This window comes from Pantoea sp. PNT03, from assembly GCF_014852515.1.
Lineage (GTDB): Bacteria > Pseudomonadota > Gammaproteobacteria > Enterobacterales > Enterobacteriaceae > Pantoea > Pantoea leporis.
In genome coordinates, this window is record NZ_JACVBT010000001.1 from 1,511,518 (window position 1) to 1,526,787 (window position 15,270).

Consider the following 15,270-nt stretch of genomic DNA (forward strand, 5'->3'; position numbering starts at 1 on the left):
GAGTTCTCTTTTGCTTAGCCGACCGTTGCCGGAGTCAGTAAACGTCCCCAGGCGAGTAAACGATCGGTCAACATTAATTCACGGTTGAGTGCGGCGACATGCAACAGCTGTTCGCGACACTGCATCCATTGCTGCGCGCTGCTGTTAAGCGCACTGCTGTTCATTCTTTGCGCCAACTGTGTGACCACATCCGGACGATCGCCGTTGCTCAGCCACTGACTTGCGCCCTGCTGCACTTTCATCGCATCCACCAGCAGTGAAATCAGCCAGCTGAGACGTACGGCCACATCTTCGCTGTTTAGCGCGGGTAACAGCTGCAGCACATCGCCGTTGAGTGCTTTAATCAGCGTTTCACACAACGTTTCACGCGCCTGCCAGCGCTCGGGCTGCAACAGCGTCAAGGCGGCGGCCGGTGCGCCATTACTCAAACGCAAGGCAGCGCGCAGCTTCTCTTCCGGCTGCGGTTGCTGTTTCTGCAGCCATTGCAAACTATGCGCCTCTTCCGGCGGCGACAGATGCCACGTCATACAGCGACTGCGCAACGTAGGCAGCAGGCGTGAAGATTCGCGCACGCTGAGGAAAAACCAGCAATTGGCCGGTGGTTCTTCCAGCGTTTTCAATAATGCGTTGGCGGCGGCTTCCGTCAGCTGCGCGGCATCGGGCAACCAAACGATTTTTGCGCCGCCCTGCTGGGCAAAGTGATACAGCTTTTCAGTGACGTCGCGCACCGCATCAATACCGAGCGAAGATTTCCCCTTTTCGGCTTCCAGGCGATACCAATCGGGATGCGTGTGCGCCTGCATTAACTGGCAGCCGTGGCAATGGCCGCAACTTTTCAATCCTTCCGGCTGTAAACACATCAACCAACGGCTCACGCCCCAAATCAGCGCATCGTCACCCATGCCTGCAATGGCTTGTACCAGCAAGGCGTGATGCGCCTGGCCGCTTTGATGACGGGCGATAATTTGTCGATAAGGCTGATTCAACCACGGATACCAATTCATGCGGATTGGCCTGCCAGCCAGCTACGCAAGGTGCGTTGAAGTGACGATGTCACGTTTGCAATGTTTTGCGTCGCATCAATGGTGAGTATCGAGGGATCCTGAGCAGCTAAGGTCAGATAGCGTTCACGCGTACGCTCGAAGAAGCGCAATGATTCCTGCTCAATGCGATCCAGCTCACCGCGTGCGCGGGCGCGCTGCAATCCAATTTCTGGCGTGACGTCGAGATAGAGTGTGAGATCGGGACGGAAATCGCCCAGCACCGCATCACGCAGCGTGGTCATCAGTTGCGCATCCAGTCCGCGTCCGCCGCCCTGATAGGCTTGGGAAGAGAGATCGTGGCGATCGCCCACCACCCAGGCACCGCGTGCCAGCGCCGGTTTGATGACGTTCTCTACCAGCTGCACGCGTGCCGCGTACAGCATCAGCAGCTCGGCTTTATCGGTCACCTGCTCGCCGTCTATGCCCTGCTTGACCAATATACGCAATTGTTCCGCCAGCGGCGTACCGCCGGGCTCGCGCGTGAAGACGACATCATTAATGCCGTGCTCATGCAGCACGGCAACCAGCGCATCGCGTGCGGTGGTTTTGCCTGCACCTTCCAGACCTTCAATGACGATAAACTTACTTTTCATTTTTTTCCTTCATTGCCAGCCGGTAAACCTGCACCGCTTTGTTGTGGCTGGCCAGATTGGTGGTAAAGGTGTGTCCACCTTTGCCATCCGCGACAAAATAGAGGTAATTGGTTTTTTCCGGATGCGCAGCCGCTTCCAGTGAAGCACGGCCCGGCATCGCGATCGGCCCAGGCGGTAAACCGCTAATGGTGTAAGTGTTATAGTCGGTTGGCGTTTCCAGATTTTTACGCGTTAGCGTGCCGGTGTAGCTGTCGCCCATGCCGTAAATCACCGTGGGATCGGTCTGCAGCTTCATTCCGGTCCGCAGTCGATTGATGAACACCGACGCCACGCGCGCGCGCTCTTCGCTCACGCCGGTCTCTTTCTCGATGATCGACGCCATGGTGACCATGTCCTGCGCTTTCTTATAAGGCAGATTTTCCATACGTCCCTGCCAAATCTCATCGACCAGCTTGTTCATGCGCGCGTGGGCACGCTCCAGCAGCGCCACATCGCTGGTATTGGCGGTATAGAGATAGGTATCCGGATAGAAACCGCCTTCCAGCTGGCTAACATCAAGCTTAAGCGCGGCGGCAACGGTGGCAAATTGATCGTCGCTCAGCGTGTTTTTCAGGTATGGCGCTTTGCGTAGCTCGGCTAACCACTCGGTAAGACGCGAACCTTCAATAAAACGCACCGGGAACTGCGCTTCTTTACCGCTGGCCAACAGTTGCAGTAGCTGGCGCACCGTCATGCCGGTTTCCAGGCGATAGGTACCGGCTTTGAAACGTGCCAGTTCCGGTTCCAGTTTCAGCAGCGGCCCAAACCAGATACTTTGCGGAATGATCTTCTGACTTTCCAGTTGCGCTTCCAGTACCACGCGACCGCTGCCAGCGGGCAAGGTGTAAATGGTTTCTTGCTGCAGTGTTAAGGGCGTATCAGCTAAACGTTCAATCTGCCAATAGCCAAAGGCGGCGGTGAGTCCTGCGACAATTACAACGCCTGCGAGAATTTTTTTCATTCGAGTCATGATACTTCCATCGTCGGGCAACTGGCGCGCAGTTGCTGATACAGCGAGCGTGCGGTAAATGAAACGTCGTCAATTTGTCGCACGGGTAAAACGGGCATCAGGGCGTTACATATCACCACTTCATCGGCGTTCAATACGTCGTCCCTGCTGCCATCAATCAGCTGACAAGTCTGGCCATTTGCGGCCATCTGCGCCATCAGATAACGACGCATAATGCCATCCACACCAGCCTGCTCAAGCTGCGGCGTAAAAACATTGTCGCCCTTACGCCAGAACAAATTGGCCGCACAGCATTCCACCACCGTCCCGCCAGTGTCAAGCACCAGCGCCTCGTCACCGCCCGTCTGGTCAAGATGCTGGCGAATCAGCACTTGCTCAAGGCGATTTAGGTGTTTTACGCTGGCCAGCAACGGATTGCGCGCCAGACGTATTGGGCTGGTGTGGAGCACAGCGCCCTGCTGTTGCAACGTGGCGTAATGCTGCGGCCACGGCGAGAGCGAAAGAATGCGCGTAGGTGAGTGGCAGCCTGCGCGGCTGTAACCGCGTCCGCCTGCGCCCGGCGTCACGATCACCTTCAGCACCGCCTGTGTTTGTCCCCTAGCGGCATTATGCATTTCTGTAGCGAGCTGGACTAAATCCGGCACATCCATCATTAGCCTTGCACAGCCCTCTTTGAGCCGCTGCAGATGCGCATCCAGCATCACAACATGGCCGTTAATCACCGCGGCGGTGGTAAAGCAGCCATCACCAAATTGCACTGCGCGATCGCGTGCTGAAAGCTCGGTTTGCGGTATGCCGTTTATCCACATGCTGGCCGCCTTGATTAGCCCGGTAGAAAATATAAAAAAGGCCCGCATTGCGGGCCTCTGTATGGCTGAGGAGCGATTAAACCTTGCGGAAGATCAGCGAGCCGTTAGTGCCGCCAAATCCGAAGGAGTTACACAAGGTGTACTCCAGTCCGATGACCTGGCGCGCCGTATGCGGCACGAAGTCCAGATCGCAACCTTCGTCAGGATTGTCGAGGTTGATGGTCGGTGGAATCGCCTGGTCGCGCAGCGCCAGAATCGAATAAATCGCTTCTACTGCACCCGCCGCACCCAACAGGTGGCCAGTCATCGACTTGGTAGAGCTGACCATCACACTGTGAGCTGCCGCACCAAACACCGATTTCACCGCCTGCGCTTCCGCTTTGTCACCGGCTGGCGTCGAGGTGCCATGCGCGTTGACATAACCGATCTGCTCAGCGTTCAGCTGCGCGTCACGTAGCGCGTTAACCATCGCCGCGGCTGCACCTGAACCGTCTTCCGGAGGTGACGTCATGTGGTAAGCATCGCTGCTCATGCCGAAACCAATGATCTCAGCATAAATCTTCGCACCACGTTTCTTAGCGTGTTCGTACTCTTCCAGTACGACAATGCCAGCACCGTCACCCAACACGAAACCGTCACGATCTTTATCCCACGGACGGCTTGCCGCCTGAGGATTGTCATTACGCGTGGAGAGCGCACGAGCAGCACCAAAACCACCGACACCAAGTGGCGTACTGGCTTTCTCCGCACCACCGGCCAACATCACATCAGCATCGTTATACGCAATGATACGCGCTGCATGACCAATGTTATGCACACCGGACGTACAGGCAGTTGCGATAGAGATGCTTGGACCTTTCAGGCCGTACATGATGGTGAGATGACCAGCAACCATGTTGACGATGGTTGAAGGCACAAAGAATGGGCTGATTTTGCGCGGTCCACCGTTGACCAGCGAGCTGTGGTTATCTTCGATTAAACCCAGTCCGCCAATACCAGAACCGATTGCCGCACCAATGCGACCAGCATTCTCATCGGTTACGACCAGACCGGAGTCTGCCATAGCCTGAATACCAGCAACGATGCCGTATTGGATGAAGTCATCCATCTTGCGCTGATCTTTGCGCGAGATGAAATCATCGCAATTAAAATCTCTTACTAAGCCCGCAAAACGCGTTGCGTAGGCACTAGTATCAAAATGGTCGATCAGGCTAATGCCGCTCTGACCGGCAAGGAGAGCACTCCAGGTAGACTCTACGGTATTGCCGACAGGAGACAACATGCCAAGACCAGTCACAACTACACGACGCTTAGACACGCACGTCCTCCAGGGAGGGAAAAAATAACGCTATGTGGGGCAAACATAAAACTCAGGCGGTCGAGGTGACCGCCTGAAGATATTCATTAACCTTGATGGCTAGTGATGTAGTCGATCGCTGCCTGAACGGTAGTGATTTTCTCAGCTTCTTCGTCTGGAATTTCAGTATCAAACTCTTCTTCCAGAGCCATTACCAGCTCAACGGTGTCAAGAGAATCTGCACCAAGGTCTTCAACGAAAGAAGCAGTGTTAATCACTTCGTCTTCTTTAACACCCAGCTGCTCAGCTACGATTTTCTTAACGCGTTGTTCGATATCGCTCATACTATTTAATTTCCTATCAAAACTCGCTTTCGCGATGGTTTTCGTAGTGTATAAAATGTTGAAAAAGATGCAACAAAATCCCGGCTGGTCGAACCACGATTTTGCGTTATTCTGCGGTGTTTACCGTAGATAAAGCAAATGTTTTCGTGATTATCAGACCATGTACATGCCGCCATTGACATGAAGCGTTTCACCCGTGATATAGGCTGCTTCGTCAGAGGCTAAGAATGCAACAGCATTGGCAATCTCCTGCGGGTCACCTAAACGACCTGCGGGAACTTCTGCCAAAATACCCGAACGTTGATCTTCGTTCAGTGCACGCGTCATGTCCGTCTCGATAAAGCCCGGAGCCACGACGTTTACAGTAATGCCACGTGACGCAATTTCTCGCGCCAGTGATTTGCTAAAGCCAATCAAACCTGCTTTTGCAGCCGCATAGTTTGCCTGACCCGCGTTACCCATGGTCCCAACTACAGAACCGATGGTAATGATACGGCCCACGCGTTTTTTCATCATGGCACGCATAACCGCCTTAGAAAGACGGAAGACAGATGTCAGGTTGGTATCAAGGATATCCGCCCACTCATCGTCTTTCATGCGCATCAACAGATTGTCACGCGTAATGCCTGCATTATTGACTAAAATGTCCACTTCGCCAAATTCGGCGCGAACTTGTTCGAGGACGCTCTCAATTGAGGCGGCATCAGTAACGTTCAGCAGTAGGCCTTTGCCCTTGTCGCCGAGGTAAGCACTGATTGCTTCCGCACCGCTTGCACTGGTGGCGGTTCCCACCACTTTGGCACCGCGCGCAGCCAGCGTTTCCGCAATGGCGCGACCAATTCCACGGCTTGCACCGGTAACCAGCGCTACTTTACCTTCAAAGCTCATGTTTTTCCTCTTATTCCTGGGTAAGTGCAGCGCTCAGTGAAACAGAATCGTTCACCGCAGCGGCACTCAGGCTATCCACAATACGTTTGGTCAGACCGGTCAGAACTTTACCTGGACCGACTTCCAGCAGCTGCTCAACGCCCTGCGCAGCAATAAATTCGACCGATTCGGTCCAGCGCACGGGGCTATACAGCTGACGGACCAGCGCACTTCGAATCGCAGCACCTTCAGTTTCACACTTCACGTCGACGTTATTCACCACCGGCACCGAAGGCGCACTAAAGGTGATCGCTTCGAGCGCTACTGCCAGCTTATCGGCAGCAGGTTTCATCAACGCACAGTGCGATGGCACGCTGACTGGCAGCGGCAATGCACGTTTGGCACCGGCAGCTTTACAGGCTGTACCCGCACGTTCAACCGCTTCTTTGTTGCCCGCGATAACCACCTGGCCCGGCGAGTTGAAGTTAACCGGTGAAACCACCTGGCCTTGAGCGCTCTCTTCACAGGCTTTACGGATGGATGCATCATCCAGGCCGATAATCGCCTGCATAGCGCCAGTACCTTCCGGTACCGCTTCCTGCATCAGTTTGCCGCGCAGCTCAACCAATTTAATGGCGTCAGCGAAATTCAGCACACCGGCACAAACCAGCGCCGAGTATTCACCAAGGCTGTGACCGGCCATCATGCTTGGCTGCACCGCATTTTTGCTCTGCAATACGCGATAGATGGCAACAGAAGCCGCCAGCAGCGCAGGCTGTGTCTGCCAGGTTTTATTCAATTCTTCAGCTGGTCCCTGCTGGACCAGCTGCCATAAGTCATAACCCAGTGCGTCAGAAGCTTCACGGAAAGTGGCTTCAACCTGCGGGTTTTCAGCGGCCAGCTCGGCTAACATGCCGACGGTCTGCGATCCCTGTCCTGGGAAAACATAAGCAAATTGCGTCATCTTTCGTTCCTGTCAATCAAAAGCGAACCAGCGCAGAACCCCAGGTGAAACCGCCACCAAAGGCTTCCAGCAGAATCAGTTGTCCCGGCTTGATACGGCCATCGCGCACCGCTTCGTCAAGTGCACTTGGCACTGACGCGGCCGAGGTATTACCGTGACGATCCAGCGTGACCACAACTTTCTCCATGCCCATACCGAGCTTTTTGGCGGTTGCGCTAATAATGCGCAGATTCGCCTGATGCGGCACCAGCCAGTCGAGCATTTCACGATCAAGATTGTTGGCTTGCAGAGTTTCATCCACAATGTGCGCCAGTTCAGTCACGGCCACTTTGAAGACTTCATTCCCCGCCATCGTCAGATAAGCAGGCTCATCCTGATGGGCACGATCCTGATACGGCAGCGTCAGCAGTTTGCTGTAACGGCCGTCGGCGTGCAGATGGGTAGAAAGGATGCCTGGCTCTTCGCTTTGACTCAGCACCACCGCGCCCGCGCCATCACCAAACAGAATGATGGTGCCGCGATCGTTAGGATCGAGCGTACGTGCCAGCACGTCTGCACCGATCACCAGCGCATGTTTTACCGCACCATTTTTAATGTATTGATCGGCAACGCTCAGTGCATAGGTGAAGCCCGCACAAGCAGCGGCCAAATCGAAGGCAGCGCAATCGTTAATCTCCAGCATTTGCTGGATCATGCATGCTGAACTTGGGAAGGCATGGCTGGAAGAGGTGGTCGCCACAATGATCAGGCCAATTTCGCTCGCATTCACACCCGCCATTTCCAACGCGCGCTGTGCTGCGGTGAAGCCCATAGTAGCAACGGTTTCTTCCGGAGCGGCAATACGACGCTCACGGATGCCGGTACGGGTGACAATCCACTCGTCCGTCGTCTCGACCATTTTTTCCAGATCCGCATTGGAGCGAATCTGCTCAGGCAAATAGCTGCCCGTACCGATAATTTTGGTAAACATCTACGCTTTGTCACTCCTGGCTAATACAGTGTCAAGGCGCGCCGCAATCCTTTCAGGGACTTGCTTTCGCACCGTCTGCTCTGCCTGCTCTATCGCCACGGCAAATGCACGTTGATTCGCCGCACCGTGGCTTTTGATCACTGTCCCGCGCAATCCTAACAGACAAGCGCCATTGTACTGGTCGGGGTTGAGATGGCCGAAACGCTTCGCCAGACGCTTTTGAATCCAGCGTCCCAGCAATGTTAGCCACCAGGCCCGTTTTTTTCCTTCCTCTGACGATTTAATCAGAGAGAGGAACATTCTTACCACGCCTTCCATGGTCTTCAACGTGACATTACCAACGAAGCCATCACAAACCAGCACATCCGTCTTGCCGGTGAGGAGATCGTTCCCCTCAAGATATCCAATATAGTTGATTTGCGGTGACGCTCGCAGCACCGCAGATGCGGCGCGGATTGTTTCCAATCCTTTGGTCTCTTCCTGACCAATATTCAGCAGCGCAACACGCGGCTGGGCGATCTCCAACACTTCTTCGGCCATCACTGCGCCCATGATCGCAAACTGCACCAGCATGGCGCTGTCGGATTCAACGTTAGCGCCGAGATCCAGCACCACCGTTTTGCCATGCTGCTGATGCGGCAACACCGTCATCAACGCCGGACGCTCAATGCCATCCAGCGGTTTTAATAGCATTTTCGCCAGGCCCATCAGTGCGCCGGTATTTCCCGCACTGACACAGGCTTGTGCTTTCCCCTCTTTGACCAACTCTAACGCCACACGCATGGAGCTGCCGCGGCTGTTACGAATCGCCTGAGAAGGTTTGGCATCACTTGCAATAACCGATTCGGCAGGAATAACCTGCACACGCCTCTGTAACGAGGAATCCGCTTTGGCAAGAAATGACGAGATGATGTCGGGATCGCCGACCAGAAGAAGAACCAGCTCCGAATGAGAGGCCAGTGCCTGCAAGGCTGCAGGCACTGTCACGCAAGGACCGAAGTCCCCGCCCATGGCATCAACTGCCAGGGTCAAACGTGTCAAGGTATCGCCTTGTGTAATCGCGAGGATTACTTGGTGATAACCTTGCGACCGCGGTAGTAACCATCCGCAGTGATATGGTGACGCAGATGAGTTTCGCCAGAAACTTTATCTACTGACAGAGCAGCAGTGGTCAGCGCATCGTGTGAACGACGCATACCACGCTTAGAACGGGTTGGTTTATTCTGTTGTACGGCCATGGACCTTACTCCTATTACTTACGCTTTAAACTGGCTAATACGGCAAAGGGATTTAGTTTTTCTGCCTCTGGAGGCAATTGACCAAATACCATGTCCGCGTCGGACACTTCACAGTGTTCAGAATCATGCACCGGAACCACGGGCAGCGCGAGGATGAGCTCATCTTCGATCACTGCCAGCAAGTCGATCTCACCAAAATCATTGACATCAACTGGCTCGTAGGCTTCCGGTAGTGCCTCGGCCTGTTCATCAGAAGAGACAGGACTGAAGCAATAGCTTACGTGAACATGACGTGGAAACGACTGGTTGCAGCGTTGACATGACAGAGTCACCTGCACTTCGGCTGTTCCTTGCAGAACGGCGAGGCGCTGGTTATCAACCGCAAACGACATATCGCATTCAACTTCACTGTCCACACTCACGACCGTTTCGGCCAAGCGCGCCACCAATTCAGGTGCGTAAACACCATGATAATCAAGGCGTTTTTGCGCGGCGCGGACCGGATCGAGCGTCAGGGGTAATTTTACCTTTTGCATAGGGCGCGCATATTAACTTTGTAACGTCATAGAGTCAAAGAAAAAGGCCGGTTTACGGCATCTTTCACCCGTTAGTCGCATCCAGTGCGGCGCATAGTTTAAAATGACTGTCATCTTTACGCTATCTATTCTGAAAAAAAATGACGACACCTTTGGTTTTAGCTTCTACCTCCCCTTTTCGTCAGGCGCTGCTAAGCAAACTGGGCCTGCCTTTTATTACCGCCGCTCCCGATTGCGACGAATCCCCGCTGCCGCATGAATCAGCCCCCGAGCTGGTGCAGCGGCTGGCATTAGCCAAAGCGCAGGCGCTGGCTGCACGTTACCCGGACCGCTGGATTATCGGTTCCGATCAGGTTTGTGTATTGAATGGCGAGATAACCGGTAAACCGCATACCGTGGAGCAGGCCTGCCAGCAACTCGCGGCCGCCAGCGGTAACGCCATCACCTTTTATACCGGCCTGGCGCTTCTGCAACCGCAGAGCGACACACAATCGGTTATTTGCGAACCCTTTACCGTGCATTTCCGCGAGTTGAGTGCCGAAGAGATTCGCGGCTACGTCGAAAAGGAACAACCGCTACAATGCGCCGGCAGTTTCAAAAGCGAAGGATTGGGGATTTGTTTATTTGACAGGCTAGAAGGTCGCGATCCTAATACCTTGATTGGCTTACCGCTGATCGCGCTAAATGAGATGTTAAGAGCGGTGGGCATCAACGCATTGTGTTGATGCCCCTACAATCAGTCTTTCTTCTGACGCAGCTGTGCAAGACAGTGTTTCAGTGCGCCATCCAGTGGCGCTTCCATGCGCAGCACTTCTCCGGTATTGGGATGGGTAAAGGTCAACGCAGCCGCATGCAGGAACAGACGCGACAAGCCCGTCGAACCCAGCTGTGCATCAAAGTCGCGGTCGCCGTAACGATCGTCAAAAGCGATCGGATGGCCACCGTGCAGCGTATGCACACGAATCTGATGGGTACGGCCCGTCACCGGGCTGGCTTTCACTAAGGTCGCGAAACCAAAACGCTCTTCTACTTTAAAGCGCGTCTCGGAAGGTTTGCCCTCCGCACTCACGCGCACCACGCGTTCGCCGCTCTGCAAAATGTTCTTTAACAGCGGAGCCTGCACCACTTTCAGATGCGACGGCCAGTCACCGCGCACCAGCGCCAGGTAATCCTTCTGCATGCCCTTTTCGCGCAGTTGCTCATGCAGCGAGCGCAAAGCAGAACGCTTCTTCGCCACCAGCAGAATGCCAGAAGTATCACGATCCAGACGATGGACTAACTCAAGGAAACGCGCTTCCGGACGCAGCGCACGCAGCCCTTCAATCACGCCAAAACTTAATCCGCTGCCACCGTGCACCGCAGTGCCCGACGGTTTATTCAGCACCATCAGGTAATCATCTTCATACAGAATGGCATTGGTGAGCGCTGCCACTTTATCCAGTTTCGGTGAAACCGTATTCTCTTCGCGTTCGGCAACCCGCACCGGCGGAATACGCAGCTCGTCGCCATCCTCCAGCTTATATTCCGGTTTCACGCGCTTTTTATTTACCCGTACTTCGCCTTTACGCAAAATGCGATAAATCATGCTTTTCGGCACGCCCTTGAGCTGGGTGCGCAAAAAGTTATCAATTCGTTGTCCGGCATTTTCAGCCGTGATGGCGACATACTGTACGCCGGGATTCTCTGTTTTCATGGCGGCGATTCTAATTAGTGTACCTGGATAGCGCCACCCCTTTTTCTGTGCTTAACTCTCTCTTTGTCGCGTATTGAAACGGTGAAAATGGCGACATTTTCAGCGATGCGATGATTAGCCCTGCAAATGAACAGGTTATGGATGAATAAACTTCTCAGCTTGGCAAAAGTCGCCTTGCTTAATGTGAGTTAGCAATGGAATAATGCAGGGGTTTCTGCCTTGGAAAGATTCAGGCAGGAAAAAGAGCGAAATAAGTCATTTTGCCGGATTTAACGGACACGCAGCAATGGCGTAAGACGTAATGTTAAATCAGGCACTTAGCGGGCTGCGGGTTGCGGCCTGGACGACAGACCAGGATGTGTGGATTTTTGAATACTCTGTAACATTTCCACCTTCAGGCGCTGGATTTCCTTATGAAAAACAGGCCACCGACAAGATTTGCGCCCCTTTAGCCGCCGACAACCGTGAGGTTGACGTCAGTGCATTAAGACACGGGGCCATCGGTTGATTCTCGTCCAGGGTAACGATGCCCGCAGCTAGATCACTCATGTGAGAATAACGAGTAAGTCACGATGAAAAGAATGTTAATTAACGCAACTCAGCAGGAGGAGTTGCGCGTTGCCCTGGTTGATGGACAACGTCTGTACGATCTGGATATTGAAAGTCCTGGACACGAACAGAAAAAAGCCAACATATACAAAGGTAAAATCACCCGCGTTGAACCCAGCCTTGAAGCTGCATTTGTCGATTATGGTGCAGAACGTCACGGTTTCCTCCCTCTGAAAGAAATTTCCCGCGAATACTTCCCCGCCAATTACAACGCACATGGTCGTCCGAATATCAAAGATGTGCTGCGTGAAGGTCAGGAAGTTATCGTTCAAATTGATAAAGAGGAACGCGGTAATAAAGGTGCAGCACTCACCACCTTTATTTCCCTGGCCGGTAGCTATCTGGTATTGATGCCGAACAACCCACGTGCCGGTGGTATTTCACGCCGCATTGAGGGCGACGACCGTACAGAATTAAAAGAAGCACTTTCCGCACTGGAACTTCCAGACGGCATGGGATTGATCGTCCGCACTGCGGGCGTGGGTAAATCTGCCGAATCACTGCAGTGGGATCTCAGCTTCCGTATGAAGCACTGGGAAGCCATTAAGAAAGCCGCAGATAGCCGCCCAGCGCCTTTCCTGATCCATCAGGAAAGCAACGTTATCGTGCGCGCCTTCCGCGACTATCTGCGTCAGGATATCGGTGAAATCCTTATCGATAATCCAAAAGTACTGGAACTGGCCCGTCAGCACATTGCTGCACTGGGTCGTCCGGACTTCAGCAGCAAAATCAAACTCTACACCGGTGAAATCCCGCTGTTCAGCCACTACCAAATCGAATCGCAGATTGAATCCGCCTTTCAGCGTGAAGTGCGTCTGCCATCAGGCGGATCGATTGTTATCGATAGCACCGAAGCCCTGACGGCGATTGATATCAACTCCGCACGCGCTACTCGCGGCGGTGATATCGAAGAAACCGCGTACAACACCAACCTGGAAGCGGCCGATGAGATTGCACGCCAATTGCGTCTGCGCGATCTCGGCGGCCTGATTGTTATCGACTTCATCGACATGACGCCAGTACGCCACCAGCGCGCGGTGGAAAACCGCCTGCGTGAAGCAGTACGTCAGGATCGTGCGCGTATTCAGATCAGCCACATTTCACGCTTCGGCTTGCTGGAGATGTCGCGTCAGCGTCTGAGCCCGTCACTGGGTGAATCCAGCCATCACGTCTGCCCACGCTGCAGCGGAACCGGCACCATCCGTGATAACGAATCGCTGTCGCTGTCTATTCTGCGTCTGATTGAAGAAGAAGCGCTGAAAGACAACACTAAAGAAGTGCATGCCATTGTTCCGGTTCAGGTCGCCTCTTACCTGCTGAACGAAAAGCGTGATGCCGTTAGCGCCATCGAAAAACGCCAGGGCGGTGTGCGTGCCATCATCGTGCCAAACGATCAGATGGAAACGCCACACTACTCGGTACTGCGTGTTCGTACTGGCGAAGAGACGCAAACGCTGAGCTATCACTTACCGAAACTGCACGAAGCGGAAATGGCGCTGCCTTCTGAAGAAGAGCACGCTGAGCGTCGTCGTCCGGAGCAGCCAGCACTGGCCGCCTTCGCGATGCCTGATGCGCCGCCTGCGCCGGTTGAAGTGGTGAAAGAGTCTCAGCCAGCAGCAGAAGTGAAAACCAAACCAGCAGTTGCTGCGCCTGCAGTAACCAACACGGGTTTCGTGGCTCGCCTGCTGAGTGGCTTGAAGAAACTGTTTGCCGGTGATGCGCCTGCTGCGGCGCCTGCTGAAACTAAGCAGGAAACCCCAGCCGTTGTTGCCGCTGAATCTGAAAACACCCAGCAGCGTGGCGAACGTCGTAACAATAACAACCGTCGCAACAACCGTCGCGAACGTACGCCGCGTAATGGCGAGAACGGTCAGGTGCGCGAAAGTCGTGAACCGCGCGAGCCGCGTGAAGCACGTGAGCCACGCGAAGCCCGCGAACCGCGTGATAATCAGGACAACCGTCGTAACAAGCGCCAGAACGAGCCGCGTGAAGCGCGTCCAGTGCTGAGCGATGAAGCGCTTGAACAACGTGATGAGCAGCAGCAACAGCGCCGCGAACAGCGTGCCGATCGCCAGCGTCGTCGTCAGGAAGAAAAACGTGCTCAGCAGCAGGATCAGAAAGCCGCTGAACCGGTTGTTCAGGCGCCTGCGGTTGACGAAAACGTTGAGCACGAAGAAGAACGCGTTCAGGTCATGCCGCGTCGTAAGCAGCGTCAGCTGTCACAGCGCGTGCGTGTTGGCGAAACGCCTGACATCACTGTCGAAGCGCCGGTGGTTCATGATACTGCCGTTGAAACTGCGCCGCGTGCTCAGTACAAAGAGCATCCTGAAGCCAGCAATGACGAGCAAGATGATAGCGATAACCGTGATAGCGCCAATATGCCGCGCCGTTCACGTCGTTCACCGCGTCATCTGCGCGTAAGCGGTCAGCGTCGTCGTCGCTATCGTGACGAGCGTTACCCAACGCAGTCTGCAATGCCGCTGGAATCTGCTGCTGCTTCACCAGAAATGGCGTCAGGCAAAGTGTGGATCTCTTACCCGGTTGCGCAAGCGCAGGAAGAGTACAGCACGCAAGATGCGATGCATGAAGTGTCGGATTACGGTTACCAGCAAACACCGGATGCCGAGACTCAACCCGCTGCCGCTGTTGAACCGGCCGTTGAGCAGGTTGCCGCTGAAGAAGCCGTACATCAGGTTGAACCGCAGGCGCACACCGATGTGCCCGTGGTGAATACGGATGACGTCACGCCGATTGCCGCGCCCGTTAACGAAGAGCCATCAGTGATCTCTGCTGCTGACGAACAGGTTGCACAGGAAACCGCGGCTGAAGCGGAACCGGCTGCCGTGGCTGAAGAAGCGAAGCCTGAAGTAAGCGAAGTGGCTGCAGTTGTTGAACAGGCGCCGATCGATGTATCGCCAGCAGTTGAAGCTCAGGTTGAAGACGTGCTGGCTGCGCCAGTTGCCGCTGAAGCCGAAGTCACGCCAGTCACTGAACCTCATGCGCCGGTTGCGGCACGTGATACCGCAGTAACCACGGTTGAGACGCGCTTCAAGCATCACGCTACCGCACCGATGACCAAAGCACCGGCACCGGCGTGGGAACCTGAACCGGTTCGCAACAGCGACTGGGTCCGTCCAGCCTTTGGCTTCGAGGGCCGCGGCTCAGCCGGTGGTCACAGCGCGACGCATCAGGCAACCGCACCGGCAACCCGTCCGGAAAGCGCGTAACCTCTGGCAAGTCAGTCAACATCAAACCCCGGCCAGTCCGGGGTTTTTTATTGCCTGCAGGCGGCATTTAT

15 protein-coding genes are annotated in these 15,270 nt (G+C 54.6%); 2 read left to right on the top strand and 13 right to left on the bottom strand.

Going from position 1 to position 15,270, the window contains the following annotated elements; genetic code table 11:
* Positions 1–14 precede the first annotated feature (14 nt).
* The 12 genes from holB to yceD all read right to left on the bottom strand — a co-directional run bounded on the left by holB (position 15) and on the right by yceD (position 9,670).
* Complete coding sequence (gene holB, locus IB226_RS07080; RefSeq protein WP_192234283.1) at positions 15–1,004, bottom strand: DNA polymerase III subunit delta'; 990 nt, start codon at positions 1,002–1,004, stop codon at positions 15–17.
* Positions 1,001–1,636 carry a dTMP kinase gene (tmk, locus tag IB226_RS07085; protein WP_192234285.1) on the bottom strand — a complete coding sequence of 212 codons (636 nt, stop codon included), beginning with the start codon at positions 1,634–1,636 and terminating at the stop codon, positions 1,001–1,003. The genes holB and tmk overlap by 4 nt, the downstream gene beginning before the upstream one ends.
* Positions 1,626–2,645, bottom strand: coding sequence for an endolytic transglycosylase MltG (mltG, locus tag IB226_RS07090; protein ID WP_192234287.1), 1,020 nt, complete (start codon positions 2,643–2,645; stop codon positions 1,626–1,628). Before mltG ends, tmk begins: the two co-directional genes overlap by 11 nt.
* Positions 2,642–3,454, bottom strand: coding sequence for an aminodeoxychorismate lyase (gene pabC / locus IB226_RS07095; protein ID WP_192234289.1), 813 nt, complete (start codon positions 3,452–3,454; stop codon positions 2,642–2,644). The genes mltG and pabC overlap by 4 nt, the downstream gene beginning before the upstream one ends.
* A 76-nt stretch (positions 3,455–3,530) precedes the next feature.
* Positions 3,531–4,772: a beta-ketoacyl-ACP synthase II gene (fabF, locus tag IB226_RS07100; RefSeq protein WP_192234292.1), complete on the bottom strand. Its 1,242-nt coding sequence runs from the start codon at positions 4,770–4,772 to the stop codon at positions 3,531–3,533.
* 86 nt (positions 4,773–4,858) lie between these two features.
* On the bottom strand, positions 4,859–5,095 hold the full coding sequence (gene acpP / locus IB226_RS07105; RefSeq protein ID WP_101760835.1) for an acyl carrier protein: 237 nt from the start codon (positions 5,093–5,095) through the stop codon (positions 4,859–4,861).
* 153 nt (positions 5,096–5,248) lie between these two features.
* On the bottom strand, positions 5,249–5,983 hold the full coding sequence (fabG, locus tag IB226_RS07110; protein WP_007885776.1) for a 3-oxoacyl-ACP reductase FabG: 735 nt from the start codon (positions 5,981–5,983) through the stop codon (positions 5,249–5,251).
* 10 nt (positions 5,984–5,993) lie between these two features.
* Complete coding sequence (gene fabD, locus IB226_RS07115; protein ID WP_101760836.1) at positions 5,994–6,926, bottom strand: ACP S-malonyltransferase; 933 nt, start codon at positions 6,924–6,926, stop codon at positions 5,994–5,996.
* A gap of 16 nt (positions 6,927–6,942) precedes the next feature.
* Positions 6,943–7,896 (bottom strand): beta-ketoacyl-ACP synthase III, encoded by a 954-nt coding sequence (locus IB226_RS07120; RefSeq protein ID WP_110865925.1) that lies wholly within the window; start codon positions 7,894–7,896, stop codon positions 6,943–6,945.
* Positions 7,897–8,937 carry a phosphate acyltransferase PlsX gene (plsX, locus tag IB226_RS07125; RefSeq protein WP_008103068.1) on the bottom strand — a complete coding sequence of 347 codons (1,041 nt, stop codon included), beginning with the start codon at positions 8,935–8,937 and terminating at the stop codon, positions 7,897–7,899. It lies immediately after the preceding gene.
* 26 nt (positions 8,938–8,963) lie between these two features.
* Positions 8,964–9,134 (bottom strand): 50S ribosomal protein L32, encoded by a 171-nt coding sequence (gene rpmF, locus IB226_RS07130; RefSeq protein ID WP_007885783.1) that lies wholly within the window; start codon positions 9,132–9,134, stop codon positions 8,964–8,966.
* A gap of 14 nt (positions 9,135–9,148) precedes the next feature.
* Positions 9,149–9,670: a 23S rRNA accumulation protein YceD gene (gene yceD / locus IB226_RS07135; protein WP_192234294.1), complete on the bottom strand. Its 522-nt coding sequence runs from the start codon at positions 9,668–9,670 to the stop codon at positions 9,149–9,151.
* 140 nt (positions 9,671–9,810) lie between these two features.
* On the opposite strand from yceD, the gene IB226_RS07140 reads away from it, so the two are divergent.
* On the top strand, positions 9,811–10,395 hold the full coding sequence (locus IB226_RS07140) for a nucleoside triphosphate pyrophosphatase (protein WP_192234296.1): 585 nt from the start codon (positions 9,811–9,813) through the stop codon (positions 10,393–10,395).
* An 11-nt stretch (positions 10,396–10,406) separates the two neighbouring features.
* On the opposite strand, the gene rluC is transcribed toward IB226_RS07140, so the two are convergent.
* Complete coding sequence (rluC, locus tag IB226_RS07145) at positions 10,407–11,363, bottom strand: 23S rRNA pseudouridine(955/2504/2580) synthase RluC (RefSeq protein WP_101760840.1); 957 nt, start codon at positions 11,361–11,363, stop codon at positions 10,407–10,409.
* 572 nt (positions 11,364–11,935) lie between these two features.
* On the opposite strand from rluC, the gene rne reads away from it, so the two are divergent.
* Positions 11,936–15,199, top strand: coding sequence for a ribonuclease E (rne, locus tag IB226_RS07150; RefSeq protein WP_192234298.1), 3,264 nt, complete (start codon positions 11,936–11,938; stop codon positions 15,197–15,199).
* Positions 15,200–15,270: the final 71 nt, after the last annotated feature.

What these genes read in the sequence shown, in the direction of transcription:
- tmk (WP_192234285.1), bottom strand. Translation starts at nt 1,636, where the DNA reads ATGAAAAGTAAGTTTATCGTCATTGAAGGTCTGGAAGGTGCAGGCAAA.
- fabD (WP_101760836.1), bottom strand. Translation starts at nt 6,926, where the DNA reads ATGACGCAATTTGCTTATGTTTTCCCAGGACAGGGATCGCAGACCGTC.
- holB (WP_192234283.1), bottom strand. Translation starts at nt 1,004, where the DNA reads ATGAATTGGTATCCGTGGTTGAATCAGCCTTATCGACAAATTATCGCC.
- rluC (WP_101760840.1), bottom strand. Translation starts at nt 11,363, where the DNA reads ATGAAAACAGAGAATCCCGGCGTACAGTATGTCGCCATCACGGCTGAA.
- mltG (WP_192234287.1), bottom strand. Translation starts at nt 2,645, where the DNA reads ATGACTCGAATGAAAAAAATTCTCGCAGGCGTTGTAATTGTCGCAGGA.
- pabC (WP_192234289.1), bottom strand. Translation starts at nt 3,454, where the DNA reads ATGTGGATAAACGGCATACCGCAAACCGAGCTTTCAGCACGCGATCGC.
- IB226_RS07140 (WP_192234296.1), top strand. Translation starts at nt 9,811, where the DNA reads ATGACGACACCTTTGGTTTTAGCTTCTACCTCCCCTTTTCGTCAGGCG.
- IB226_RS07120 (WP_110865925.1), bottom strand. Translation starts at nt 7,896, where the DNA reads ATGTTTACCAAAATTATCGGTACGGGCAGCTATTTGCCTGAGCAGATT.
- yceD (WP_192234294.1), bottom strand. Translation starts at nt 9,670, where the DNA reads ATGCAAAAGGTAAAATTACCCCTGACGCTCGATCCGGTCCGCGCCGCG.
- acpP (WP_101760835.1), bottom strand. Translation starts at nt 5,095, where the DNA reads ATGAGCGATATCGAACAACGCGTTAAGAAAATCGTAGCTGAGCAGCTG.
- rne (WP_192234298.1), top strand. Translation starts at nt 11,936, where the DNA reads ATGAAAAGAATGTTAATTAACGCAACTCAGCAGGAGGAGTTGCGCGTT.
- fabG (WP_007885776.1), bottom strand. Translation starts at nt 5,983, where the DNA reads ATGAGCTTTGAAGGTAAAGTAGCGCTGGTTACCGGTGCAAGCCGTGGA.
- rpmF (WP_007885783.1), bottom strand. Translation starts at nt 9,134, where the DNA reads ATGGCCGTACAACAGAATAAACCAACCCGTTCTAAGCGTGGTATGCGT.